The 25,205-nt window shown below is 46.7% G+C and carries 18 protein-coding genes; 3 read left to right on the forward strand and 15 right to left on the reverse strand.

Going from position 1 to position 25,205, the window contains the following annotated elements; translation table 11 throughout:
- Window position 1: 1 nt before the first annotated feature.
- Window positions 2-1,297, reverse strand: a complete 1,296-nt coding sequence (locus tag DEU30_RS04885; RefSeq protein WP_011234909.1) for a PAS domain-containing methyl-accepting chemotaxis protein — start codon at window positions 1,295-1,297, stop codon at window positions 2-4.
- 142 nt (window positions 1,298-1,439) lie between these two features.
- Window positions 1,440-1,853 carry a VOC family protein gene (locus DEU30_RS04890; protein ID WP_011234910.1) on the reverse strand — a complete coding sequence of 138 codons (414 nt, stop codon included), beginning with the start codon at window positions 1,851-1,853 and terminating at the stop codon, window positions 1,440-1,442.
- A gap of 70 nt (window positions 1,854-1,923) precedes the next feature.
- Here DEU30_RS04890 and DEU30_RS04895 point away from each other — a divergent pair, with 70 nt between their 5' ends.
- Both DEU30_RS04895 and DEU30_RS04900 read left to right on the forward strand, forming a co-directional pair.
- Window positions 1,924-2,337 carry a DUF3293 domain-containing protein gene (locus tag DEU30_RS04895; protein WP_011234911.1) on the forward strand — a complete coding sequence of 138 codons (414 nt, stop codon included), beginning with the start codon at window positions 1,924-1,926 and terminating at the stop codon, window positions 2,335-2,337.
- 60 nt (window positions 2,338-2,397) lie between these two features.
- Window positions 2,398-3,258: a DMT family transporter gene (locus tag DEU30_RS04900; RefSeq protein WP_227016315.1), complete on the forward strand. Its 861-nt coding sequence runs from the start codon at window positions 2,398-2,400 to the stop codon at window positions 3,256-3,258.
- On the opposite strand, the gene DEU30_RS04905 is transcribed toward DEU30_RS04900, so the two are convergent.
- The 9 genes from DEU30_RS04905 to DEU30_RS04945 form a co-directional block, all read right to left on the reverse strand.
- A complete protein-coding gene (locus DEU30_RS04905; RefSeq protein WP_011234913.1) occupies window positions 3,248-4,303 on the reverse strand; it encodes an endonuclease/exonuclease/phosphatase family protein in 1,056 nt (351 codons plus the stop codon). The two genes, DEU30_RS04900 and DEU30_RS04905, sit on opposite strands and share 11 nt — an antisense overlap.
- 374 nt (window positions 4,304-4,677) lie before the next feature.
- Window positions 4,678-6,255 carry a dihydrolipoyllysine-residue acetyltransferase gene (locus tag DEU30_RS04910; protein WP_011234914.1) on the reverse strand — a complete coding sequence of 526 codons (1,578 nt, stop codon included), beginning with the start codon at window positions 6,253-6,255 and terminating at the stop codon, window positions 4,678-4,680.
- Window positions 6,256-6,267: 12 nt separating this feature from the next.
- Window positions 6,268-7,245 (reverse strand): transketolase C-terminal domain-containing protein, encoded by a 978-nt coding sequence (locus DEU30_RS04915; protein ID WP_011234915.1) that lies wholly within the window; start codon window positions 7,243-7,245, stop codon window positions 6,268-6,270.
- A complete protein-coding gene (locus DEU30_RS04920; protein ID WP_011234916.1) occupies window positions 7,245-8,432 on the reverse strand; it encodes a thiamine pyrophosphate-dependent dehydrogenase E1 component subunit alpha in 1,188 nt (395 codons plus the stop codon). Before DEU30_RS04920 ends, DEU30_RS04915 begins: the two co-directional genes overlap by 1 nt.
- 157 nt (window positions 8,433-8,589) lie before the next feature.
- Window positions 8,590-9,621, reverse strand: coding sequence for a succinylglutamate desuccinylase (astE, locus tag DEU30_RS04925; RefSeq protein WP_114981124.1), 1,032 nt, complete (start codon window positions 9,619-9,621; stop codon window positions 8,590-8,592).
- A gap of 9 nt (window positions 9,622-9,630) precedes the next feature.
- Window positions 9,631-10,341: a DUF599 domain-containing protein gene (locus tag DEU30_RS04930; protein WP_110013812.1), complete on the reverse strand. Its 711-nt coding sequence runs from the start codon at window positions 10,339-10,341 to the stop codon at window positions 9,631-9,633.
- A 131-nt stretch (window positions 10,342-10,472) separates the two neighbouring features.
- A complete protein-coding gene (locus tag DEU30_RS04935; RefSeq protein ID WP_114981123.1) occupies window positions 10,473-13,649 on the reverse strand; it encodes an efflux RND transporter permease subunit in 3,177 nt (1,058 codons plus the stop codon).
- 5 nt (window positions 13,650-13,654) lie between these two features.
- The gene (locus DEU30_RS04940) at window positions 13,655-14,884 is read right to left on the reverse strand and encodes an efflux RND transporter periplasmic adaptor subunit (protein WP_011234920.1); all 1,230 of its coding nucleotides are present in this window, start codon (window positions 14,882-14,884) and stop codon (window positions 13,655-13,657) included.
- A gap of 120 nt (window positions 14,885-15,004) precedes the next feature.
- Window positions 15,005-16,972, reverse strand: coding sequence for a monovalent cation:proton antiporter family protein (locus DEU30_RS04945; protein ID WP_114981122.1), 1,968 nt, complete (start codon window positions 16,970-16,972; stop codon window positions 15,005-15,007).
- 167 nt (window positions 16,973-17,139) lie between these two features.
- On the opposite strand from DEU30_RS04945, the gene DEU30_RS04950 reads away from it, so the two are divergent.
- Entirely contained in the window at window positions 17,140-18,045 is a 906-nt protein-coding gene (locus tag DEU30_RS04950) for a GGDEF domain-containing protein (RefSeq protein WP_011234922.1), read from the forward strand.
- On the opposite strand, the gene tilS is transcribed toward DEU30_RS04950, so the two are convergent.
- The 4 genes from tilS to DEU30_RS04970 form a co-directional block, all read right to left on the reverse strand.
- Window positions 18,011-19,357 carry a tRNA lysidine(34) synthetase TilS gene (gene tilS, locus DEU30_RS04955; RefSeq protein WP_114981121.1) on the reverse strand — a complete coding sequence of 449 codons (1,347 nt, stop codon included), beginning with the start codon at window positions 19,355-19,357 and terminating at the stop codon, window positions 18,011-18,013. The genes DEU30_RS04950 and tilS overlap by 35 nt on opposite strands.
- A 6-nt stretch (window positions 19,358-19,363) precedes the next feature.
- Window positions 19,364-20,320: an acetyl-CoA carboxylase carboxyl transferase subunit alpha gene (gene accA, locus DEU30_RS04960; protein WP_011234924.1), complete on the reverse strand. Its 957-nt coding sequence runs from the start codon at window positions 20,318-20,320 to the stop codon at window positions 19,364-19,366.
- A 15-nt stretch (window positions 20,321-20,335) separates the two neighbouring features.
- Window positions 20,336-23,812: a DNA polymerase III subunit alpha gene (gene dnaE, locus DEU30_RS04965; RefSeq protein ID WP_011234925.1), complete on the reverse strand. Its 3,477-nt coding sequence runs from the start codon at window positions 23,810-23,812 to the stop codon at window positions 20,336-20,338.
- Between the two features lie 78 nt (window positions 23,813-23,890).
- Entirely contained in the window at window positions 23,891-25,186 is a 1,296-nt protein-coding gene (locus DEU30_RS04970) for an NAD(P)/FAD-dependent oxidoreductase (RefSeq protein WP_011234926.1), read from the reverse strand.
- Between the last annotated feature and the right edge of the window lie 19 nt (window positions 25,187-25,205).

The following is a 25,205-nucleotide window of genomic DNA, read 5'->3' on the forward strand; positions in this document are numbered from 1 at the left end:
CTTAAGAAAGGTGGCTCACTGCATTTACGACATTCGTCGCACCTTCGTCTATCTCTTCTATCAAGTTTTTCACTTTTTCAATTTGCTCTTTGCTCAGTTCTGCCATCTTTTGAATATCATCTATCGATGTCGATATCGCATGCGAGACTTCAGAGCTGCGTTCCATAACTCCGGAAATTTGACTGGTTGCCTGTGTCGTCCGTGACGCTAAGTTTCTTACTTCATCTGCAACAACGGCGAATCCCCGTCCGTGTTCTCCGGCTCTGGCCGCCTCAATAGCTGCGTTCAACGCCAATAAATTCGTTTGGTCTGCCAGACCATTAATCGTTTTCACAATATCCTCGATATTGCGAGCCTGCTCATGAAGCTGTTCAATAACTTCATCTGTTTTATTACTTTTAGACAAAATCTCATTCGAGGTTTCTACAGAAACCTCTATCGAGGCTTTTCCATCTCTGACAATAGCAGCCGTTTGCTTTGAGGTAGAATAAGCCACTGCAGCAGCTTCCGCAGTTTGCTGAGCTTTCACCACGCTGGCCGTTACGTCACTGGCGAATTTAATAACTTTTGTCACCTGCCCATTCTCATCAAAAATGGGGTTGTAGCTGGCTTCAAGCCAAATCGCCTCTCCATGCTTACTCAGCCGTTTAAATTGCCCTGTTTTAAACTGGCCGTTACTCAGTTCTTTCCAAAAGCTGGGGTTTTCATCATAAAACGCCTGTTCACAAAACATGCTGTGATGGCGCCCTTTAATTTCATCTGCACGGTAACCTATTGTGTCTAAAAAGTTCTTATTGGCACGAATAATCTCGCCCGATGGAGAAAACTCTATTGTTGCCATAGACTTATCAATTGCAGTACTAACAGCGACCTGATGTTCTAACTCCAGAACTTCGCGAGTCACATCTTTCGCTATTTTAGTTATATATTCGACCAGCCCCTCCGAGTTTTTAATCGGAAAATAAGAAGCCTCCAGCCAGACAACATCGCCATTATTACGGAATCGCTTAAAACGGCCATGGTGAGACTGCCCCTGAGCCAATTGCTTCCAAAAGTTCTGGTACTCTGCGCTTGTCGCATAGTTGTTATCGCAAAAGATTTTATGGTGCTTGGACACTATCTCGTCAAGCCGATAACCCATGGTTTCCAAAAACAGGTTATTGGCATTTAAGATGTCACCTTGAGGGGTAAAATCAATTCGGGCGATATTACCGTCAATGGCGTTTATCAGTTGCTCGTATTCACTCAGCTCTTTACTGGTTTGTGCAAGCTGATACTTCTTTTTTGAGCCAAACATGGGGCTTTCCTACTCATAATAAATATTATGAGTAGATACGCTCAGCAAAATGATTCAGGATCATTTGTGAGCGTTTTATTGAGTGGAAATTCAGATAAATTGAAATATATCAATGACTCGCTGATGGGATTTCTTACTTCTGCTAAGCACTCCAGGCAGGATTCCAGGTTACTTCCCAAATATGTCCGTCTGGATCTTTGAAGAAACCACCGTAGCCACCCCAAAACAAGTCCTTTGCGGGTTTAAGAATATCGGCCCCTGCCCGTTCGGCTTCCACCATAACGTCGTCAACCGCAGTGCGCGACTTGACGTTATGGCTTAACAACACTTCATTTGCTGCACGAGCAACTTCAACGCCCATTTCTGCAGCAATACTCTTACGTGGCCATAAAGCCAGTCTGAGCCCACTGGGTAGCTTAAAGAACACGACAGCACCATGCTCAAACTCTTCACCAATAATGCCATCGGTTTCCCAACCCAGGCCGTCCTGATAAAACGCCAATGAACGTTTCAGATCATCAACACCTAAAGTGATCACACTAATACTGGGGTTCATAGAACATCTTCACGGTTAACGCTAAACTCTTGCTATGTACTCTACATAGCATCGATACTCGGGTCAAAGCATGGATAAAGAGCTGCTAAACAACTATAAAAATACGGATTATTGGTTCGCAGTTGGGAAAAAGGCAATCACTTTGACTATAGGTCAAAAGAATAATGACTTTGACCGTTTATGCGAGCGCCTTGGTCAAACTACAGGCACCTTTATCACAGCCTTTAACCCACAAAGCCAACTGCTTACAAAGAGCGAAAATAAAAGCAGAAACGAGCAATTAGTGACTCGTTTAGAACAAATGAATGAAATTCACTGTTTTTCAGGAGAAGGTCAGGACCGCGACAAGCAATGGCCGCCGGAAGCCAGTTTTATGGTCTTAGGCCTCAAGAAAAAAACAGCCATTGACCTGGCACGAGAGTACCAGCAAAATGCGCTGGTCTGGATTGAATACCAACAAGCTGCAGTACTCATCGACGTATGAGTTAAGGGGTCACCATGCCATCACACCATAGCCGCTGATAAACAAGCCTTTATTTATGCGATCATCGCCGTACTTTTATGGTCAACGGTGGCTACCGCATTCAAAATAACCCTGCAGTACATGACCCCATTGCAGATGGTTACTGCTGCCAGTAGTGTTTCTTTTGTCATTTTAGGCCTGGTCTGCCTTATTCAGAAAAAGACCGGTGAACTGATACTTGAGCTACGTAAAATGCCCTTGTATTACCTGCTCATGGGACTTATTAATCCGCTTATTTACTATCTGGTGCTTTTTCAGGCATATAAACTGCTGCCAGCCTCCGAAGCTCAACCACTTAATTACACCTGGGCCATTGCCCTTAGCATTATGGCCGCTCTGTTTTTAAAACAAAGCATACGCCGTCGCGACTGGGTAGCCTGCGCCTTAGGTTATTTTGGAGTGCTGGTTATTGCCACACGAGGTAATGTGCTGGAGCTTAGTTTCAGCGACCCCTGGGGCGTTACACTGGCGTTAATTTCCACTTTCTTGTGGGCTGGCTACTGGATCCTGAATACACGCCGTAACGCCGACTCTGTTGTTAGCTTAGTACTTTCTTTCGGCTTAGCCTTACCCATACTTATTGTCGCCAGCTTCATATGGAGTGACTGGTCTGCAATACCCTGGCAAGGCTGGGCAGCGGTAAGCTACGTAGGCTTATTTGAAATGGGAATAACCTTCCTATTCTGGTTGAAAGCCATGAAAACAGCCACCAATACGGCACTTATCAGCAACTTAATTTTTATTTCGCCCTTTATCTCGCTGTTGCTGCTCTCGGTCGTGATTGGCGAAACCATTTATCCAAGTACGCTAGTTGGGCTTATGCTTATTATTTTCGGACTGTTAGTTCAACGTATTCACTTTCGGCGTAAGCTTAAGCCATAGCCTTATTCACAATCTCATCAGCGGCTTCTTTGTCATCTTTATCCGGCGACGGACCATCGCCGGCACCATTTTCTCCCGGTGCTAAAGCAAGCTCTGTCAGTAATGGAAAATGATCTGACCCAAAACCCGGTAGGCGAGTCATTGAAACCAGAGCAAAATGGTGGCTGTGGAATATATGATCCAGCGGCCAGCGGGCAAACCAGTACTCCGCATGGAAAGTATTAAACATACCACGCCCGATACGGGGGTCTAACAAGCCACTAAGCTTGCGGAAAAGAAGCGTCGTGCGCGACCAGGCAACATCGTTCAAATCTCCAGTGACTATAGTCGGATATTTCTCCGGCTCAACCCGACGAGCAACCAGCACCAGTTCAGCATCCCGCTCTGCCGACTCTTCATTTTCAGAAGGGCTGGGTGGCGCAGGGTGCACAAAATGCGCTTTTACTTTCTGTCCACAAGGCAGCTCAATAAAACAATGTACCGACGGTTTATCGTCTTCAACCAGATATTCAACACTGACATCAGACAAAGCATAACGAGAATACACATGCATGCCGTAGAGGTTATCTAAAGGTACCTTTACCGTATGCGGATAATCCGATTCAATCGCATCCAGCTTCTCCTGCCACCAGTCATCAGACTCAAGTGTGACCAGCACATCTGGCGTAAAATCATGAACAAGCTTTAGCAAGCCATCACTATTATGGTTAGGAGTAAGAACATTCGCGGTCATAATGCGCAAGCGCCCGTTAGCATTACCCGGCCGGACAGCTTCAACTTCCTTAGGAAAGAAAAAGGTATAAGGCACAACCCACCAGAGCTGACAGACCAGACAACCAATAATCAGACCCAGCGTTACCGCGTTAATTGAATTCCAGTCGCGTATAACAACCAACCCTACTATGAGAAGGGCAGCTAATAACACCGACAGCTGCAAACGCGGAAAATCCAAACCACGTATCCACCAAACTTGCGCTCGGGACAATGGCGCCAGGGTAAGCACCAACAGTAATACCGCTAAGGAAAGATAAATGACTTCAAACATGCTGACTCTCAATACTTCTCAGATAAGAAAACAATAGCACAGCTGCAAAGGATAAGGTGAAAGGAAGTGTTAACGCTCCTACGGATAGAGCGCTCCGCTTGGAGTCAAAACCCTCTGCTCATTACAGCTCCCGGCGGGACTTAGTGAAGCGGTAAGAGTTAAGGCCCTCTACTACAGGAGTGTCGAAGGCCATGGATGGCCTTCGTCAAGCCCTCATGGATGAGCTCGTCGCGTCTCCTGTAGTAGAGGGTCTTAACTCCTAGCGAAACTAAAAGTCCCCCGGGAGCTGTGTGACGCCAAGGATGGCGTCACCCAAGCCCCCAAGGATGGGTTTACGGCGTGTTCCGAAGCTTTATCTAACTCTTTGTTTCTGACTAGACCATGTTAACCAGCATGCTGGTTGGGTCTTCGAGGTATTCCTGCCAGAGTTTGTTGAAACGGGCAATGGTGCCGCCATCGATAATACGATGGTCGCCTGACCAGCTTACCGTCATTATTTTACGGGCTACCACGTTACCGTTGGCATCAAAGCGCGGCAGTTCCTGCACCTTACCTAAAGCGACAATCGCGGCTTCAGGTTTATTGATGATAGGAGTTGCCACCGTACCGCCAATAACACCAATGTTTGAAATGCTGATGGTACCGCCTTTCATATCGGCTTGTGGCAACTTACCTTCACGCGATGCCTGAGTCAGACGAGTGACCTCATTGGCTACATCAATGATGCTTTTGTTTTGTACCTGTTTTACGTTAGGTACTAACAGGCCAATCTTGGTGTCAACGGCCATGCCAATGTTGTGATCATCAAAATAAGTGATCTCAGTACAGTCTTCATTCACCTGTGCATTCATCACAGGGAATTCTTTCAGTGCCAGCGAAAGAGCTTTGATAAAGAATGGCATAACAGTTAAACGAATACCCTTCTCTTTGTATTGCTCTTTTAGCTTTTCACGCAATGCGATTAAGTCAGTAACATCGAACTCATCGGCGTAAGTGAAATGTGGAATCGTACTGACCGAGCTCATCATCTGCTTAGCCATAGCCGCTTTCACACCACGGATAGCTTCAGTACGAGTACCACCGCTAGTAGCCGCGGCTTTCTGCGGTTGCTGGCTATCGCTTGATGCGGCTGACTTCTGCTCACCCGATTTAAAGGCTTCAATATCTTTCTTCAGAACCCGGCCTTTTTTACCTGAACCTGGTACTTCAGCAATGTTAATATCGCTCTCACGTGCCAGACGACGCACAGCCGGGCTGGCAATAGCTTTGCCCTGACGCGCCTTCGCGGGTGGCTCCGCTTCTGCTTTGGAATCCGATGGCGAAGTCTTAGCGTCGGGGTCAACATGGCTCTGTGGAGCATTTGAACCAGATGACTGAACGCCACCCGCTGGCTGCAGTGCAAACAGCGGTTTATGTACTTCCGCGATATCACCTTTTTTGTGATACAACTTAACCACAGTACCGTCGTCTTTAGCCGGAATTTCAACCGTAGCTTTGTCCGTCATGACTTCAACAACCGGCTGATCTTCTTTCACTTCGTCGCCTTCAGACACCAGCCATTCAACGATTTCGCACTCAACAATACCTTCGCCAATATCAGGCAAAATAAAGTCAGTTGTATCACCGCTGCTTGAGGTTTGTTCTTCCTCTGTTTTCGGTTCTTCTTTTTTAGTCGGCTCGCTTTCTTTAGCAGGCGCCTCATCAGAAGAGCCGTCAGCTGGCTTTATCGCAAATAACGGTTCGTGAACCTTGGCAATATCACCTTTCTGGTAATACAGTTTTTCCACAATGCCGTCGTCTTTGGCCGGGATCTCAACCATAGCTTTGTCGGTCATAACCTCAACTACGGGTTGGTCTTCTTTAACTTCGTCACCTTCGGCAACCAGCCACTCAACGATTTCGCACTCTACGATCCCTTCGCCGATATCGGGCAGAATAAAGTCTTTACTCATGTCGATGGGTCCTTAGTAGTTCATTGAGCGTTTGATCGCTTCATAAATCTTCAAGTGATCAGCCATGTACTCTTTTTCGTGACACAGCGGATACGGTACGTCGATACCGCACACTCGACCAATTGGCGATTCCAGATACAGGAAGCATTTGTCCTGAACTGTTGCTGCAATTTCGCTGGCGAAGCCACCGGTAATAGGTGCTTCCTGAGTGATCACCAAACGACCGGTTTTTAAAACCGATTCTGTAACGGTTTCAACATCCCATGGAGAAATAGTACGCAAATCAATGACTTCGCACGAAACGCCGTCTTCTTCAGATTTTTCCACCGCTTTTTCAATCATTTCCATCTGCGCGCCCCAGCCAAGAACGGTAATATCTTTACCTTCTTTGACCACGTCAGCTTTGCCTAATGGAATGGTGTATTCTTCTTCCGGAACATCGCCTGTTGACGCGCGGTACAACCGCTTAGGCTCCATGAACAACACCGGGTTTTTGTCAAAAATAGCGCTTAGCAATAACCCTTTGGCCTCGTACGGGTTACGCGGGGTCACAATTTTAATGCCCGGCGTGTGGGCAAAGTAGGCTTCCGGAGACTGTGAGTGATAATGACCACCGGCGATACCGCCACCGTACGGAGTACGAATGGTTAAACCACCCACATTGAACTCATTACCTGAACGATAACGGAACTTGGCCGTCTCGTTCACTATTTGGTCAAACGCCGGGAAAATGTAGTCCCCGAACTGAATTTCGGCAATGGCATAACTGCCTTGTGACGCCAGGCCATTAGCAAAACCAATAATACCCTGCTCAACCAGTGGGGTATTAAAGTTACGATGCTTGCCGTATTTTTCAGTCAAGCCGGAAGTGGCGCGGAATACACCACCAAAACCACCGGTATCTTCACCAAAGCTGTATACGTTGTCATGCTTAGCCATCGCCAGGTCTAGCGCGCTGTTGATGGCCTGTAATAAATTCATTTTAGCCATTAGTCCAGTCTCCCCGACGTTTTACTATAGGCATCCGGGTATTTACGGATGTGCTCTTTCAACTCGTCTAACTGCTCTTTCAGCATGTCAGTCGGTTCGTCGTAAACATCATTGATCAGCTCATCAATGTGCGGGACCGGCACTTTTTCTGACTCTTTTAACGCCGCCAGAACTTTCGCCTTCACTTCAGCGTGATGCTCTTCAACGTGGTCTTTATCCAACCAGCCTTCATCCGTCATCCACTTTTGTAAACGCTCAAGCGGATCTTTCGCCTGCCAACCAGCTTCTTCATCACGCGTACGGTAACCAGTAGGGTCATCCGAAGTCGAGTGACCAGACATGCGATAAGACATGGCTTCAATTAAAACAGGTTCGTTTTCTTCTACAGCCAGACGACGAGCTTCCTGTGTCGCTTTTAGTACAGCGAAAACGTCGTTACCGTCAATACGTATGGTTTTCATACCATAGCCGATACCACGCGGGGCAATACCGTCACCAGCATACTGTTCGCCTTGCGCCGGTGTAGAAATAGCGTAGCCATTATTACGGCAGAAGAAGATGACCGGCACTTTATAAACCGATGCCATGTTCAAGGCGGCGTGGAAGTCACCTTCAGAGGCAGCACCTTCACCAAAGTAACAGATAGTGCACTTCTCGGTTTTATCCATTTTCTGACCAAACGCATAACCTGTTGCCTGTGGAATCTGTGTTCCCAACGGCGAAGAAATGGTCATAAAGTTTAAGTCAGCGCAACCGTAGTGAACCGGCATCTGACGGCCTTTACCTAAGTCTTTTTCGTTCGAAAACAGCTGATTCATAAACTGTTCAACGGTAAAACCACGGTAAGCTAATGCGCCCTGCTCACGGTATTGACCCATGATCATATCACCAGCATCCAGCGCGGCGGCAGACGCCACACTCTCGGCTTCCTCACCTCGTGAGGCCAGGTAAAAACTGATACGGCCCTGGCGCTGTGCGGCGATCATGCGTTCATCGAGAATACGGATAAATTGCATGGTGTCGTGAATTTTCACGATCAGCTCTTTATCGTACTCCGGCATATCCGCATCTTTATGAAAACTGCCATCTTCTTTTAAGATTTGCAGCATTGGAATTGTGACTGAGTCTTTATCAAACCATTTCGGTTTCGTCACAATTTCTGTGTCGTGTTTTTTATCCTTGACCATAACCTTCTCTTTCGGTTTTAAGCTGGGTTGGAAATTGCCGCTACTTTACCTTTACGTAAAGTGACATGCAAACCACACCCTAATGAAAACTGAGTGCGCTAAGTGTAAATAGAAACGAACAGTCTTAACAAAGTTCGGCAACTTAGGCTCAATAATTTCAGACTAAATCGAGCGACTCTGTGGGTACTCTAACCACAGTTAATAACGCCCGGTGCCCCAGCGCCACTTTGGCATTAGGGAAAATAATATGTTCACCATCATGCTGCGCGTAACATGCCTTGTCACCATCCCAGGCCAGTAGCTCCCCTTTATTAAAAGAGGTGAAGTTAGCCACATCATCCGCAAAGTTTAGCTCAAAGTCAGGTTGTGTGCGGTTAATGGTTTGCGCTTCTTTGAACACATAGTGTTGTTCTGGTTCAAAGGGACCGAAATCCAGCTCAGTTTGCGAAATTAAGTTGCGTAATGTGCTTTCCGCTGCGGCAAACTTAGTCCTGTCATTTTCGCCAAATGGACGGACTTTACCCAGCTCAACGGTAAACGCATGGGCGTTAAACTGACGCGCGCTAAAATATGAAAATGTCGTTGTCGGTGCCTGATTTAATAATACCGTATCAACACCACAAGACAGCAAAAACTGAAGCTGTTGGCGGCTGTAAGGTGCGCCGTGAGTGAACGGATAAACCGCAAATTTCTCACGTTTTGAGTCGCGAATAGCAGTATGTAAGTCATAATGAAAACGTTCGCGGGTTCCTTCCGGAGCCAATTGATAGAAACGCTCCACATAGCTTTCTATCTTTGCTGCGCGCTCGCGTTCTTTATTTTGCGTACTGCCTTTACTGTGCTCACCACTAAACAGCCGGTTCATATTTTCTTCAACAAACCGCTCACCTTTGTTTATTGAGGCGGGGTTTGCAATTAAAAACAGCGTGCGGTGCGTTACTGTCTGTTTTTCATTAATAATGTCATTAATGATATCCCGGCATATTTCGATAGGAGCCGTTTCATTTCCATGCACCGCACAAGATAACACAATATCCTTGTGTCCCGGATTAGCCGGTGAAACTTCTAACACTCCGCTATCCCAGACCGACAGTTTCGTGCCATTGCCCAGTGTTAAGTCATGGCTCTCGCTACAACCCCACTCATGTTCACGAGTCCAGGCCAGAAAATCAGAAAATACCTTATTCACAACCTTCTCCTATTTTTTTCCCGGCACATAGCCTTTCGTTGCCAACAATTCACGTAATACTCGTGAGCGATATTCACGACGATAAAGCACTGCGACCACCACAGCACTTGAAGCAATTAAGATGACGGGATGCAGAAACCAGGATAAATAGGCCAAAGCAAAATAATATGTTCGCAGACCCTTATTGTACTCATGCCCGGACTGATCCAGTACTTTTGCTGCGTGCATAGCAAAACGCTGACGCTCTTCTTCCGGTTTATTGCCCTGGTGATACTCGACCGAGGCTCCCAGCAGGACGGACACAAAGCCGAACTGACGAATAGACCAGGTAAACTTAAAAAAGGCGTAGATAAAGATAATGGCTAACACCGACAGCTTAAACTGCACCAAAATAGAACTGGTAGCGGGACTCATCGGAATTTCATTTAGCACCAACACAACTTCATCGGCATGTGCTAAGACCGTAATAACACCGGCCAAAACTAAAATGGTAGAGGAGGCGAAAAAGGTGACAGTTCTCTCGACATTGCCAATAAGTGACGCGTCAGCAACTTGATTTTCTTTGTGCATGACAGTGGTAAACCAGTCAATTCTTAACGAGCACAGAATACTCGACAAACAATGCGTGGTTCGGGCTCGTTTGCGGGCAAACAATGAATAGCCTATCCAGCAGAAAAAGAAAAATAGCAATGCGGCAAGATCAAGAAGCGACAGCAACATGTCAGGGTTTCCTCTGGAGTGTTCGGTTATTAATAATTTAACAGTTTAGAGTAATTAGTTTACCAGTTTATGACTAACCATACGATAAAGCCGGAGACTTAGCTCCGGCTTTCTTTCATTTCCTCAGACACTTAGTAGTGCTCCAGTGCCTCTTTGGTACTCATATCTTTAGGTTCAGGCGGCGTTGCCAGCCCATACCAGGACAGCATGGTACGCATCCCTCGCTTAGTATCAGCCAAAATCAAGTACAAACAAGGTATTAACAACAAGGTAATAACCGTTGCGAAAATAATACCGAAGGCCAGTGATATTGCCATTGGTATCACTATTTTAGCCTGCAGACTCTTCTCCAGCACTATCGGAAGCAAACCGAAGAAAGTCGTTAACGAGGTTAAGGTTATTGCGCGAAAGCGACGACAACCGGCATCCAGCACCGCCTTACGTAAATCCGTTCCCATCTCCCGGGCCCGGTTAACGTAATCAACCATGACCAGACTGTCGTTCACCACAACCCCGGCTAACGCAATAATACCAAACAAGCTCAAAATACTAACCGGCATACCAATAACCCAGTGTCCAATAATTGCACCAATAATACCAAAGGGTATCACCGACATAATTATCAGCGGCTGACTATAGGACTTCAGCGGAATGGCCATTAGTGCGTAGACCGCAAACATTGCCAAAAAACCGCCAAGAGCAAGAGAGCCTGTTGCTTCAGCTTCATCCTGAGTCGCACCCTGGAGTTGGAAGTTAACACTAGGGTACTTATCCAGAATTGGTTGGATTTTTTGTTCACGAACTTCATTTACAACGCGGAAAGGTTCTACTGTATCTTTATCGACCCGCGCACGAACGTTCACAGAGCGTTGGCGGTCAATACGGGTAATGGTGCTATAACCCTCAGCGAACTCAATATCAGCCAATTCTGTAAATGGAATTTCAGAACCATCAGGACCACGCAGCTTCATATCCTGCAAGTTGCCAACGGACTCACGCTGGTCACGGGGGTAACGAACCATGACTTTAACTTCTTCGTCGCCTCGCTGTATGCGCTGGGCTTCAGCACCGTAGAAGGCATAGCGCACCTGAGTAGCCAGTTCAGCCAGATTAATCCCCATAGCAGTCGCTAACGGTTTGGTCTGCAGAAGAATTTCTTCTTTACCGTCGCCAAAGGTATCTTCAATATCAAATACCCCGTCATAGTCGGCAAGTTCCAGCTTAAGCTCATCAGCTGCGGCTTTCAGTTCATCCAGGTTTTCACCGACTAACTGAAACTCAATATCAAAGCCACTACCGCCACTCATGCTTCCCTGGAAATTAAGGGCTCGCACTCCAGCCAATTCGGGAACAGCTTCACGCCATTGGTTCACAATTTCAAACCCGTCTATCTGGCGGTCTTCACCTTTTTTCAGTTCTACAAATACCGTACCGGCAGTATTGCCATCCATCCAGATATTGGTATGACGGACAACGGCTTCACCGTCGTTTTCTTTAATCCGACTGTTCACGTCGTTGAGTGACTTTTCCACGCTGTTCAGGACTTCAATGGTGCGAGTTTCTGAGGTGCCGGGCTGCATCTCCACATTCGCCTGAATAAAATCGCTAGGAATATCCGGGAAGAAAACCCAACGTACAATACCGCCACTCATAAGACCGACCATCAGAATCAGCATACCGACAAAGGTTGCTAACGTTGTATAACGGTAGTGCAGACATTTTTTGAGGAACGGTCGATAGTAATTATCTACGAAAGACTTAATTGCATTCGCGAATTTATTGCGAAAACGTTGGAAAGCGTTGGCTTTTTCACCTTTCTGTTTGGAATACTTCATATTAGCGATGTGCGCTGGCAATATGAGTTTTGACTCCACTAAGGAAAAGGCCAAACAAAGAATAACGACCCAGGCAATAGACTCCCAAATAGCACCCATACCTCCTTCAACCGTCAACATGGGCACAAAGGCAACCATAGTTGTTAGTACGCCAAAGGTGGCCGGCATTGCCACACGCTTAGCTCCGGCAATAACGTTATCGATACTTTTACCGTTTTCCTCTATTTCGGTATAGGCACTTTCCCCTATGACTATCGCGTCATCCACCACTATCCCTAACACGAGTATAAAGCCGAACAGCGATATCATATTAATTGAGATATCAAACATCGGCAGCGGCATTAACGCAATGGTGCCTAAAAAGCACACCGGAATACCTATCATGACCCAGAACGCCAAACGCAGTTGTAAGAATAACGACAACATAAGGAAGACCAACAGCCCGCCCATCCACATATTATTCATCATTAAGTCTAAGCGGCCTTGCAGGTAATAAGACGAATCGCCCCACTTTGCTACCTGAACGCCGTCGGGCAGCTCTTCATTTTTTCTTTCCGTATAGCCCCGGACGTACTCTGCTATTTTAAGATCGTTCTGATCGCCCACTGACTGTACGCGGACAAAAGTTGCCGGCTTACCGTCAAAGCGGGTATAAGACTCTTCTTCAATAAAACCGTCTTCTACTTTGGCTATATCACCCAGAGTTAAACGCGTACCGTCAGCACGGCTTAATAAAACAATTTTCTCAAACTCACCGCCAACGTAAGCCTGGTTATTGGCTCGCAGTAAAATGTCACCGTTAGGGGTCTTTATTGAACCACCAGCAACATCAATTGAGGTTCCGCGAACCGCGTCAACAATTTGTGAGAAGGTCAGTCCGTAGCGTTCAAGATCCTGCTGAGAAATCTCAACCGAAATTTCATAATCACGGTCACCAACCACATCAACTTTGGTTATGCCGCCGACAGTCTTGAGCTCATCTCTGACTTCCTTCGCCAGCTCTTTACGGGAGCGCTCATCCAGGTCGCCATAAACCGACATCCAGATAACTTGTCGCTGTGGTCTTACCCGATAGATATTCGGTTTCTCGATTTGCTGAGGGAAGTTAGGAATGGCATCCACCAGCATTTTCACCTCGTCCATGACAACTTGCACGTCATAGTCAGGTTCAACTTCCAAAGTGACACTACCGCCGCCTTCGCGCGACTGAGAGGTCATCTCTTCGATACCATCAACATCCTCAATGGCATCTTCTATCAGCATAATAACGCCCTGCTCCACTTCCTGTGGCGCAGCACCGGGGAAAGGTACCTGGATACTGATAATATTCAGTTCAATTTCAGGAAACATTTGCTTGCGCACAGTAAATACTGACAGCGCGCCTGCAACCAGAATAATGATCATCAATAAATTTGCGGCTACCGAGTTGCGTGCAAACCACGCAATCAGACCGGTTTGTTTTTCAGTCGTCATGATGTTTACCCGCCTACATTTTCAGAGTCTTCGGCTTTTTTCTCACCGTTTTCATCTGTTTTAGCCGTTGTTTCCATTTGCTCTGGCAGTGGATCGCCGGGCAAACGTACCTTCATACCCGGTAACGCATTCTTCAGCTGCGTCAGCACCACTTTATCTCCACTTTCCAGTCCGGAGCTTATAAGGCTTGTATTGCCCTGAGTTCGCACAACCTCAACATCACGTTTTTCCAGCTCGCGACTCTCAGGAACAATCCAGACAGACCCATCAGGATTCAGTGCATAGGTAGGAATTTCCATAACTCCCTGAGCCACAGTGCCCTCAACTTTAGCCTGCACGAAACGCCCATAGCGCAAAGGAATAGGATGTGTCTCTTCACCCAGGTTGTAAGGGTCAGAAACTTCTACAACACCATAGATAACCCGGCTGTTTTCATCTAAAACGCCTTCTGTCCGAACCAGACGTCCCTGCCAGGTTGCCGACTCACCGGAAACCATAGATTCTAACTGCACTCGGGGCGCTTCTTCAGCAAGAGCCGGATCTAGAATATAAGTCATATCAAGGTCACTTAATGGCAACCGAACTTCTGCCGTACGGGTATCAAATACCAAGGCTATCTGGCTACCCGTTGAAACAAACTGCCCCAAATTGGCTTCTTTACTACGAAGTACGCTATCGTAAGGCGCTTTTATGGTGGTTCGCTCTAAATCACGCTCGGCTTTAGCCAGGTTCGCTTCGGCTGACTCTACCGCGGCAATGGCACTGGCAAGCTGCGGTTTGCGCAAGCCCAGTTCAGGTGCTTTCCCTTCTTTGAAGGCCGACCATTCTTCTTCAGCAACGCGGGCACGTGCTTTCTCTTGTTCTAACTCGGACTGGGCCTGCAACAAGTTAGCCCGGGCCTGTTGGACCGCAACTTCATAGTCAGACGGATCGACCTGAACCAGCATATCGCCTTTTTTGAAGAAACCACCGGCATGGTAATTCGCAGCGACATCAACAATTTGCCCGGTCACTTCTGCAACCAGAGTAGTGGAATGCTTTGGTTTTACCGTGCCCTGAGAATCAACAATAAACGTCATGTCACGAGGGCTGACTTCCAGAACTTCAACCATCGCAGCAGGCTTACTTCGCTCTTTTTGTTTTGGCGGCTCCGCAGACATGCTTGCAAGTATCGATAAAACGATAGCTCCAACAATAATTAACGGCGGAATAAAGGCTCGTTTTTTAAATTTCATTTTTTATTGTTCTCATAATTGGTTAACTCACAGCATTATTATTACTGTTAATAATGTAAAATGTTAGGCGTTAACTGTTGCCAGTTGTGTGATTCCGGCACTAAGTTGTAACTGACTGTTTCAGCCTTCCAGTAACCAACGTTCCGCGGCCTCAACATAACGCGGTTTACCCACCAGCAAGACCACGTCCTGCGGTTGTAACTCGGTATCACCATCGGGCTCCTGAATTTCCTCGTCGTCACGCCTTAAAGCTTTTAACTGTACCTGATGTTTTTCCCAGTCTAATTCATCAATGCGTTTGCCCGTCGCCCAGGCACCTTCAGGTAAGGTTAAAGCACGTAAAAACTCAAGTTTGTCAGCAAGTTCTGGCGTAATCTCAGTTTCATCCCCTTGAAAGAAGCCATGCATTTCACCGTAATGGTTGCGTCTTTCTTTATCCAGCCGCGCAAGAATACGGCGTATTGGAATACCACTGCGGCTGAGCACATGAGAAATCAGCATTAAGCTCGCTTCCAGTGTGTCTGGAACCACCTGAGACGCTCCGGCTTCCTGTAACTGAGTCAGTCTTGTATCGTCACGACTCCGTACAATAATGTAGGCATCGGGGTTTAACTGGCGAAGCTCTTTTAGTACTTCGAGAGCGCGCAGGTCATCGGCGAAACTGATAATAATCAGATCGACACTCTCGGCTCCTACCGCACGTAAAATATCTTTTCTGGCACTGTCACCAAAGTAGACCCGGGCACCACCGGCAACGGCTTCCTGAACTCGCATGGGGTCATTATCGACAGCTATATGAGTAATTCCCTCTGCGTCTAAAAATCGACTCATGGTTTGCCCAACCCGTCCAAAGCCGCAAATCAGTACCTGGTTCTCCAGCCCTTCACTACCGGTTGTTCGTTGCTGTTCAATATCGACCAGAGGATCAGGGTGGCGAACAACCAGATTCACTAAAGGTTTCAAACGGTGGATAACAATAGGTGTTATCGCCATACTCAATACACCAATACCTATCATACTGGTGACAATCTCTTTGCTCAGTAATCCATGGCTGCTAGCCAAGGCGACAATGACAAAGCCAAACTCCCCCATTTGAAATAGTGAAATACCACTGCCCCAGGCATCCTCATCCCGCTCGCCCATAAAACGTGCTACTGAGCTAATTAACGCAATTTTAATCACGGCCATTACAATTAAAGCGAGGAGTATCCAATGAAAATTCTGGACAAACCCATAAAGCTGAAGCTGCATGCCTACGGTCGTAAAGAACAAGCCCATTAAAATATCGCGAAACGGGCGAATATCGGCTTCCAGCTGATGTTTATACTGGCTTTCCCCTAGCATCATTCCGGCTAAAAAAGCACCTAACGCCATAGAAAGACCAAAAACATGAGTCATACCACCGGCAACCAGTGCGACCAGAAGCGTCGCCAGAACAAACAGCTCATCGGTTCTTTGCTTGGCTATTTCTTTGAATAAATAGGGTAAGACCCATTTTCCTATTGTCATTAGTACAGCAATAACGGCGGCACCTTTCGCCAGAGCCAGTAATAAGGTGTAGCCAATATTACCGTTATCGGAGGCCAGCAAAGGAATAATAATTAGCAGTGGCACCACCGCTATATCCTGGAATAGCAAAATGGCGACACTCATCTGCCCGCGACGGGTTGACGTCTGTGCGCTTTCCTTTAGTTGCTTGATAACAACCGCAGTAGAGGACAAGGCCAGCGCTCCGGCAATAGCCAAAGATGCAGCCCATTCATCCAGCCAGATAAAGCCGATAAGCAAAAAGATTAACAAGGAACCAAGAACCTGAGCCGCGCCTAACCCGAATACCCATCGCCGCATGGCGATCATCTTAGGTAAAGAGAATTCAAGCCCCAGCGAAAACAGGAGCAAGACAATACCCAGCTCAGCAACCAGATGATAATCATCCGGGTCAGCTATCCAGCCCATAACGTCGGGGCCGGCAATAATACCGGCAACCAGGTAGGCTAAAATTGCCGGCAATTTCACCCTTCTGAAGAGCCAGACAAGAATAACGGCAACCGCTAATAAAAGCAGAAGGCTGGAAAATGTACCGTTCATTCATAAACTCCTGGATTTCTGTGTTTTTATGAGTGTCAAAATAGTAACACTCTTTTGTTTCAGAAAAACTATCTCTTATAACGTTTTGTAAAATATAGCTTTTCTATTCTTGGCCTAATATTTGCAGATAAATTTTCAATTATCAAATTCAGGCAAAAAGGTTTGTCATGCTAAACAGAGCTGTAGCAAAAACTGAGAGTAAGGCAACTGAGAACAAAACTCAGGCAATTATCAGTCAATTAACCTCATCGGCTGACTTGCAAAGCAAATCAACCCCGTTAACTGAACGGTTGCAGACATCTCTCGATTTGCATCAGGTATTATCTATTTACGCAGATTACATGGTTCAGCGTTTACCGGTAAGTGCCCTGCAATTTATCTCTGATGACCAAATTATTAATTTAATTGGTGACTACGAAAGCCTTGAGAGCGAATACTCGGTAATGCTTTATGCCGATAAAGAATACTTAGGACAAATGGTTTACCAATTCAAACGTCAACCATCCTATGTGAATAAAGTGCGCCTGGAGCAAATGCACCGACAGCTGACTTTCCCTTTGCGTAACGCTATGCATTTCTCACGTTTAAGAAAAGTTGCAATACGAGACCATTTAACCGGCCTTGGCAACAGAGCCTTACTGGACGAAACGCTTGAGCACATCAGTGCCCGTTTAAAGCGCGATAACAAACAGTCTCATATTGTCATGTTATTGGATATGGATGGATTTAAAAACGTCAACGACCGTCATGGGCACCAACAAGGCGATGAAGTACTGAAGCTGTTCGGCAATTTATTGCAACAGCAATTGCGCGATACGGATCGGGTATTTCGCTATGGTGGCGATGAATTCGTATTAATACTGGAAAACACGCGACCAGCACAAGCGGAGGACGTTTTTCGGCGTATTCGGGATGCGCTCGATAACGATATTAGTCTTGCCACTTTCAATATTGGCGTTAGCGCCGGTAGCCTGGTTATGGAAAGTTTTCATAGCCCCCAGGATATTATTGATGAAGCCGACAGACGCCTTTACGCCGCTAAAGTTGCCGGTAAGAATCAGCACCTGAGCTAACCCAGTCTGGCTCAGGTAACTGAAGGCTGTCGAATTCTGTTTTCTCAATAACCTGGTAGCTGAACCAGCCAAGTCCGGCTACCCACACGTACTTACCGTTCAGCTCAAGTATCGGCCGCCTGGCTCTCAACCACGGCGGAATTCCCGCCTGCTTCAGCCAGTCTTTCAGTTTTTTGCGCCCCTGACGCCCAGGCTTTGCCAGTTTTTCTGAGGTTAACGAAAAGGTTAATCTCAACTCATTATTATTCGTCAGCAATGCATCTGGCACGCTTAATGTGCCCCACTCCCCCAAATTGACATTAGCCTCAGCTAACCAACAATCTGCCGGTAATTGCCCGGTATTGTTGTCACACCATAGTGCGTATTGAAAGTAGCGCACACTGTAGCCATCACACTGAACCTGCATTTGGCTATCGTCTGTTGCGCTTTGAGCTTGTAAGCGAATTTGCTCCAGTTGCTCGTAACTGGGCAATGAGTATTCTTGTCCTTGCAGCCAGACTCGCAGTAACGCTCGCTGCATAGCCGCAGAATGCTCACTCAGTAAACTGAGGGGAAAGTGACTTTTGTGCTTCTGCGCCTTATACAGCTTTTCCTGCAAGAGTTCATCCATCACCTGCTGTTGCTCGGCACAAAGTTTTGCTGACCTCAGCACGCTATTCCCAAACTGAGGCCAACGCTGCTCTAATAACGGCACCACTTTATGCCGCAAAAAATTCCGCTCAATACGGGTATCGTAGTTCGTATCGTCTTCAATCCAGGTTAATTTCTGTTGCTGCGCGTAGCTTAAAATGTCTTCTTTACTCACACTAAGCAAAGGCCGGCAGAGACGACGGCTGCCAACCCAAGGCTGAATAACAGCCATTGAGGATAAGCCTTTTGGCCCGCTGCCGCGTTTTAATTGCAGAAAAAAGGTCTCGATCTGATCATTGCGGTGTTGCCCTAACAGCAATACCGCATCATCCTCAGTCAGCTCGGCCATTCTCCGGTAACGGCTTTCACGCCCTGCGGCCTCTTTGCTTTGGCGATTTTGTACGGAAACAGTAAGCGGCTCAAAAACCGTTTTTACACCATAGGCCTTAGCAGCATGCTCAATAGTCGACGACCAGTCAGCTGAACTGGGGTGAAAACTATGATCTAAATGAATGGCTAAATACTGATACTGAGGATTCTGCTGACGAAAGCGCATCAGCAAATCGAGGATAGTTTGCGAGTCAGCCCCTCCACCGAGGGCAGCAACTAATTGCTGCCCCGGCTTTAATGCAAGAGACTCTAAGCTTTCACAAAACAGGTCGTAAAGACCATCTTTCATCATTGGTAATTAGCAGTAACCAAAAGACATGAGTTTACGATAACGCTGGTCCAGCAATTCCTCATGGCTTAAGCCCTGTAAGCTTCCTAAATCAGCAATCAGCTGACGCTTAAGGCGTACCGCCATTTCTTCCTGATGGCGGTGTGCGCCACCTAAAGGTTCAGGTATCACAGAATCAACCAGACCCAGCTCTTTACTCCGCTCTGCGGTTACGCCCATAGCTTCTGCCGCTAATGGCGCTTTGCTGGCACTTTTCCACAAAATAGAAGCACAACCTTCCGGAGAAATAACCGAGTACGTACTGTATTGCAGCATGTTAACGCGGTCACCGACACCAATAGCCAGAGCACCACCAGAACCACCTTCTCCAATAACAGTACAAACAATAGGAACGGTTAAACGAGCCATAACTTTCAGGTTACGTGCAATGGCTTCACTCTGACCGCGCTCTTCCGCACCAATTCCCGGGTAAGCTCCAGGTGTATCAATGAAGGTAACAATTGGCATTTTAAAACGCTCGGCGGTTTGCATCAGGCGTAGCGCCTTACGATAACCTTCCGGCTTTGGCATACCAAAGTTACGACGGATCTTCTCTTTGGTTTCACGGCCTTTTTGCTGGCCTATAACCATAACCGGAGTGCCGTCTAAACGCGCAATACCGCCAACAATCGCCTCGTCATTAGCAAAAGAGCGATCACCCGCCATTTCGTCAAACTCGGTGAATATCATGCGAATATAGTCAAGCGTGTAAGGACGCAACGGATGACGCGCCAGCTGTGCAACCTGCCACGCACCTAAATCAGAAAAGATTTTCTCTGTCAGTTCCTGACTCTTGGTGGTCAGTCGCTGCACTTCCTCTTCTAAGTTAAGATCCAGTTGCCCGCGGTTGCCAACAGACTTCAGTTCTTCGATTTGCGCTTCAAGTTCCGCAATAGGTTGTTCAAAATCCAGAAAATTAAGGCTCATTCGCTGTCATTTCCTTTAAAATTCAAGTGAAACTTGCTGAGTTCCCAGCAAATTCTGTAATTCGTATATTAATTCATCAGACGGATTCACATACCATTGTGCGCCAACATTTAACGTGGCTTCAACGCGTTCCGACTGATACCGCATTTTTATCGGACAAGTCCCTTCAGCAAAGGGCTGTAATAGCTTTTCCAGTTTTCCGGCAAGACCTTTAGCAAGCTGCTCATCCGTTACTGTAATTGCTAAATGCCGGAGATAAGTTTCCCGAGCCTGCTCAATTGCCATCACTTCTCTGGCAGTCATTGTATTGCTATTACTGAAGTTATCAAATCTGACCTCACCTTTTATCCACAAAATTCGGTCTTTTTCGAGCAATTCCTGATAACTTTCGTATTCGTTACTAAATAAGCGTACATCCATGCGCGCTGTTTTGTCATCTAAAGTCACTATAGCAAAACGCTGACCTCTTTTATTGGTCAGTACTCTCACATCAATCACCAGCCCGGCAATAGCAATACTCTCATCTTTACGGGTAGGAGTAACATTGGACAATGTACTATTAATGTAATGTTTGAGCTCTGCACGAAAACGGTTAATGGGGTGACCAGTCAAATAAAGACCGAGGGTATCGCGCTCTCCTTCCAACCAGACCGCTTCCGACCATTTACGTACGCTGACAAACTCCTGTTCAACCGCTTCAGGTTCGGTGGTAAGTACCCCAAACATATCCGACTGACCAATTTTTTCCGCATTCAAATGCTGTTCGGCCTGACGAATGGCTTTTTCCAGCGTCGCCATTAATGAAGCACGGTGAGGTCCTAAGTTGTCCATTGCGCCAGCACGAATTAAGCGCTGCAGAATGCGCTTATTCATTCGCTTCAGATCAACCCGGCAACAGAAGTCGAATAAATCCCGGAACGGCCCGCCTTCTTGCCGGGCTTTAATAATAGACTCAATTGGCGCTTCACCCACACCTTTTATTGCGCCTATACCGTACACCACTCGTTGCTGTTCATCGACGGTAAACTTATATTCGCCTTTGTTTACGTCCGGAGGCAACAAGTCCAGTCCCATGCGTTCACATTCGTCCGCCAAAGTGACAATTTTGTCGGTATTATCCATATCGGCGGACATCACCGCAGCCATAAACTCTGCCGGGAAGTGGGTTTTCATCCATAAAGTCTGGTATGAAACTAAAGCGTAGGCAGCCGAGTGCGACTTGTTAAAGCCATAACCGGCAAATTTCTCTACCAAGTCGAAGATTTTCGTCGCCAGTTCAGGGTCAATATTATTTTGCGCCGCACCCTTAGCAAAAATTTCTCGTTGCTTAGCCATTTCCTCGGGCTTTTTCTTACCCATTGCACGGCGTAACAAATCTGCGCCACCCAAAGTGTAGCCAGCCAGAACCTGGGCAATTTGCATGACCTGTTCCTGGTAGAGGATGACACCGTAAGTCGGCTCTAGTATGGGCTGCAAACTCTCATGCTGATACTCAGCATCGGGGTACGAAATTTCTTCCCTGCCGTGCTTCCGGTCAATAAAGTTATCAACCATGCCAGACTGCAGTGGCCCCGGCCGGAATAGCGCCACCAGGGCGATAATGTCTTCGAAAGAGTCTGGCAAAAGCTTTTTAATAAGCTCTTTCATGCCACGCGACTCTAACTGAAACACCGCCGTTGTTTCGGCTTTTTTCAACAGTTTAAAACACGCCGGATCAGTTAAATCAATCGACGTAATATCAATAGGATCTTTACCGCTCTTAGCATGCCGGCGGTTCACCATATCAACCGCCCACTGAATAATGGTCAGCGTTCTCAAACCCAAAAAGTCGAACTTAACCAGACCTGCCGACTCAACATCGTCTTTATCAAACTGAGTGACCGGGTTGTTACCTTCATCATCGCAATACAGTGGCGAGAAGTCGGTTATTTTGGTTGGAGAAATAACCACGCCACCAGCGTGTTTACCAGCATTACGAGTCACGCCTTCAAGAATACGAGCCATATCAATAATGGCCTTAACTTCTTCATCCTGGTCGTACGCGGCGCCAAGCTGGGGCTCAATTTCAAAGGCTTTGGCCAGAGTCATGCCCGGATCGCCCGGTATTAACTTGGAAATTCGGTCGACAAAACCATAGGGATGAGCCAGTACCCGTCCGACATCGCGTATCGCAGCCTTAGCCGCCATAGTACCGAAGGTAATAATTTGCGAAACCGCTTCACGACCATACAGGTCAGCAACGTGATCGATAACTTCATCCCGACGATCCATACAGAAGTCGACATCGAAATCTGGCATAGAAACCCGTTCAGGGTTAAGGAATCGCTCAAAAAGTAAGTCAAATTCAAGCGGATCCAAATCTGTTATTTTAAGTGCATAAGCCACCAGAGAGCCTGCACCTGAACCGCGCCCCGGGCCTACGGGTATGCCGTTATCTTTACTCCACTGAATGAACTCCATAACGATAAGGAAATACCCGGGGAAGCCCATATCGTTTATAACACCAAGCTCGCGCTTAAGTCGTTCGTCGTATTCTGGTCGTTTCTGCTCTCGCTCTTCCGCGTCAGGAAACAAAAACTCTAAACGTTCTTCCAGCCCTTCTTCCGAAACCTTAATTAAGAACTCTTCAGTCGTCAGGTCGCCAGTGGGAAACTTAGGCAGGAAGTATTCGCCCAAACGCACAGTGACATTACAGCGCTTGGCTATTTCAACAGTATTTTCTATTGCTTCAGGAATGTCAGAAAACAACTCACTCATTTCTTCGCTGGAGCGCAAATATTGTTGTGGTGAATATTTTTTCGGCCGACGTTTATCTTCCAACTGGTACCCGTCGTGAATAGCCACACGAATTTCGTGAGCATCAAAGTCTTCTTCTTTCAGGAAAACCACTTCATTAGTAGCGACAACGGGTAGGCCTGTTTCCCCGGCTAAAGCCACCGCTTTATGTAAATAGTTTTCTTCCTGAGGCCGGCCGGTGCGCACAAGCTCAAGATAATAGCGGTCAGGAAAATATTGCTGGTAGAAATCGAGGGCAGCATCCAGCTGGCTGTCATGGCCTTTAATTAGAGCCTGTCCTACATCACCCTGACGGCTTCCGGACAACAAAATAATGCCCTCGTTATGCTCCTTCAGCCAGTCTTTATCGATAACCGGCTTGCCTTTAATATTACCGCGCAAATAAGCTTTTGAAATAAGCTGAGTTATCTGCTGATAACCTTCATTATCCATTGCCAGTGCGGTCAGGCGGAAAATTTCAGATTCAGGATAGTCAGCCTGCACCCAGAAATCGCACCCTATTAAAGGCTTTAAGCCCAATTGGTGCGCTTTTCCATAGTAGCGAACCAGACCACAAAAGTTCATTTGGTCGGTAATGGCTAAAGCAGGCATACCCGCTTCAGCAACAGCCTCACAAATTGGACCAACTTTCGCCAGCCCATCTATCATGGAAAAGTCGCTATGAACTCTTAAGTGAACAAAATTTGGTGCAGTCATTTTACGGATACAGTCTGGCTTTTTTCATTATCATTTTAGGGTCGTTATTGTGCCTTAAGCAGCCTCTGAAGTATATCGTCAGTGTAACTTCAGTCGCGGTTTTACAACATGGTTAAGTTTGTCCACCATTAACAACAAAAACATCTTCCACCAGCCGTGTAAGGCTCTCTGGTGCATACGATATAAACTGGCGTACGCCCAACGCGCTAAAGTGCCTTCAAGCGACATTGACAGACTTTTACTTTGCATTAAATTACCCACCGCCGAAAAACGACTCAGTGAGACGAGTGAACCCCGGTCTTTATATTTGAAGGCTTTTGCCGGTTTGTTGCGGTACTCACGTACAATATTCTGATACAAACATTCAGCCATCTGATGTGCGGACTGGGCCCTTGGTGGTACCCAACGTTCATCATCTATGCGGCAACCCGCACAGTCACCAATAGCATAAATGCTTTCGTCAGATACTGACTGGAGATACTCATTTACCTCAATTTGATTGTTTTTGCGAACTTTCAGGCCCCATTCACTGACAAAATCGGGAGCCCGGACACCAGCTGCCCAAACCATTAAATTGGCGTTGATATTCTCTCCTTCAGACAACACCAGAGTGTTTTCTTTTACTTCAGTAACCGGGTTACCCAATATGACTTCGACACCTAACGATTTCAGTTTCTTCTCTACCGATGCTGACAAACGCTCAGGTAACGCAGGCAGTAATCGTTTACCGGCTTCGACCAAACGAACTTCAAAATGCTTTTGATCAAGGAAAGAAAGACCATAAATAGACAACAATGACACTGAGTGAATGAGTTCAGCAGCCAGCTCAACTCCGGTCGCCCCGCCGCCCACAATAGCCAGTGACAATTTCGTATTTTCGCCGTCTTCGATCGACTGGTTTACTCGTAAAAATTCATTTAATAAATGTTCATGGAACTCATCGGCCTGACGTAATGAGTCCAGAAAGTAGCAATGTTCGCTAACTCCGGGGGTTCCAAAATCTGCGGTAACACTGCCAATGGAAAGAATTAATCTATCGTATTGAATACTGCGCGGCGCCAACACTTCATTACCCTGCTCATCTTTTATTGCCGCTAATTGAATAGACTTTTCGTTTTTATTCACAGCCTCTAAAGTGCCAACCAGAAACTGAAAACCCTCGCGGGCACTTTGTCCGCGATAATCCAATTCAGCCAGCCGCGAGTCCAGAGCACCTGAGGCAACTTCGTGCAACAACGGCTTCCACAAGTGGGTACTGTTTCTGTCAATTAGCATTATCTTTGCTTTCTTCTTGCGACCCAGCTTTCTTCCCAGCATAGTAGCCAATTCTAATCCGCCTGCACCGCCACCAACTATTACAATCCGTTCTTGCATTTGTGCCTCGCCTATCTGC

Source organism: Idiomarina sp. 017G (assembly GCF_004362265.1).
Taxonomy (GTDB): Bacteria; Pseudomonadota; Gammaproteobacteria; order Enterobacterales; family Alteromonadaceae; genus Idiomarina; species Idiomarina loihiensis.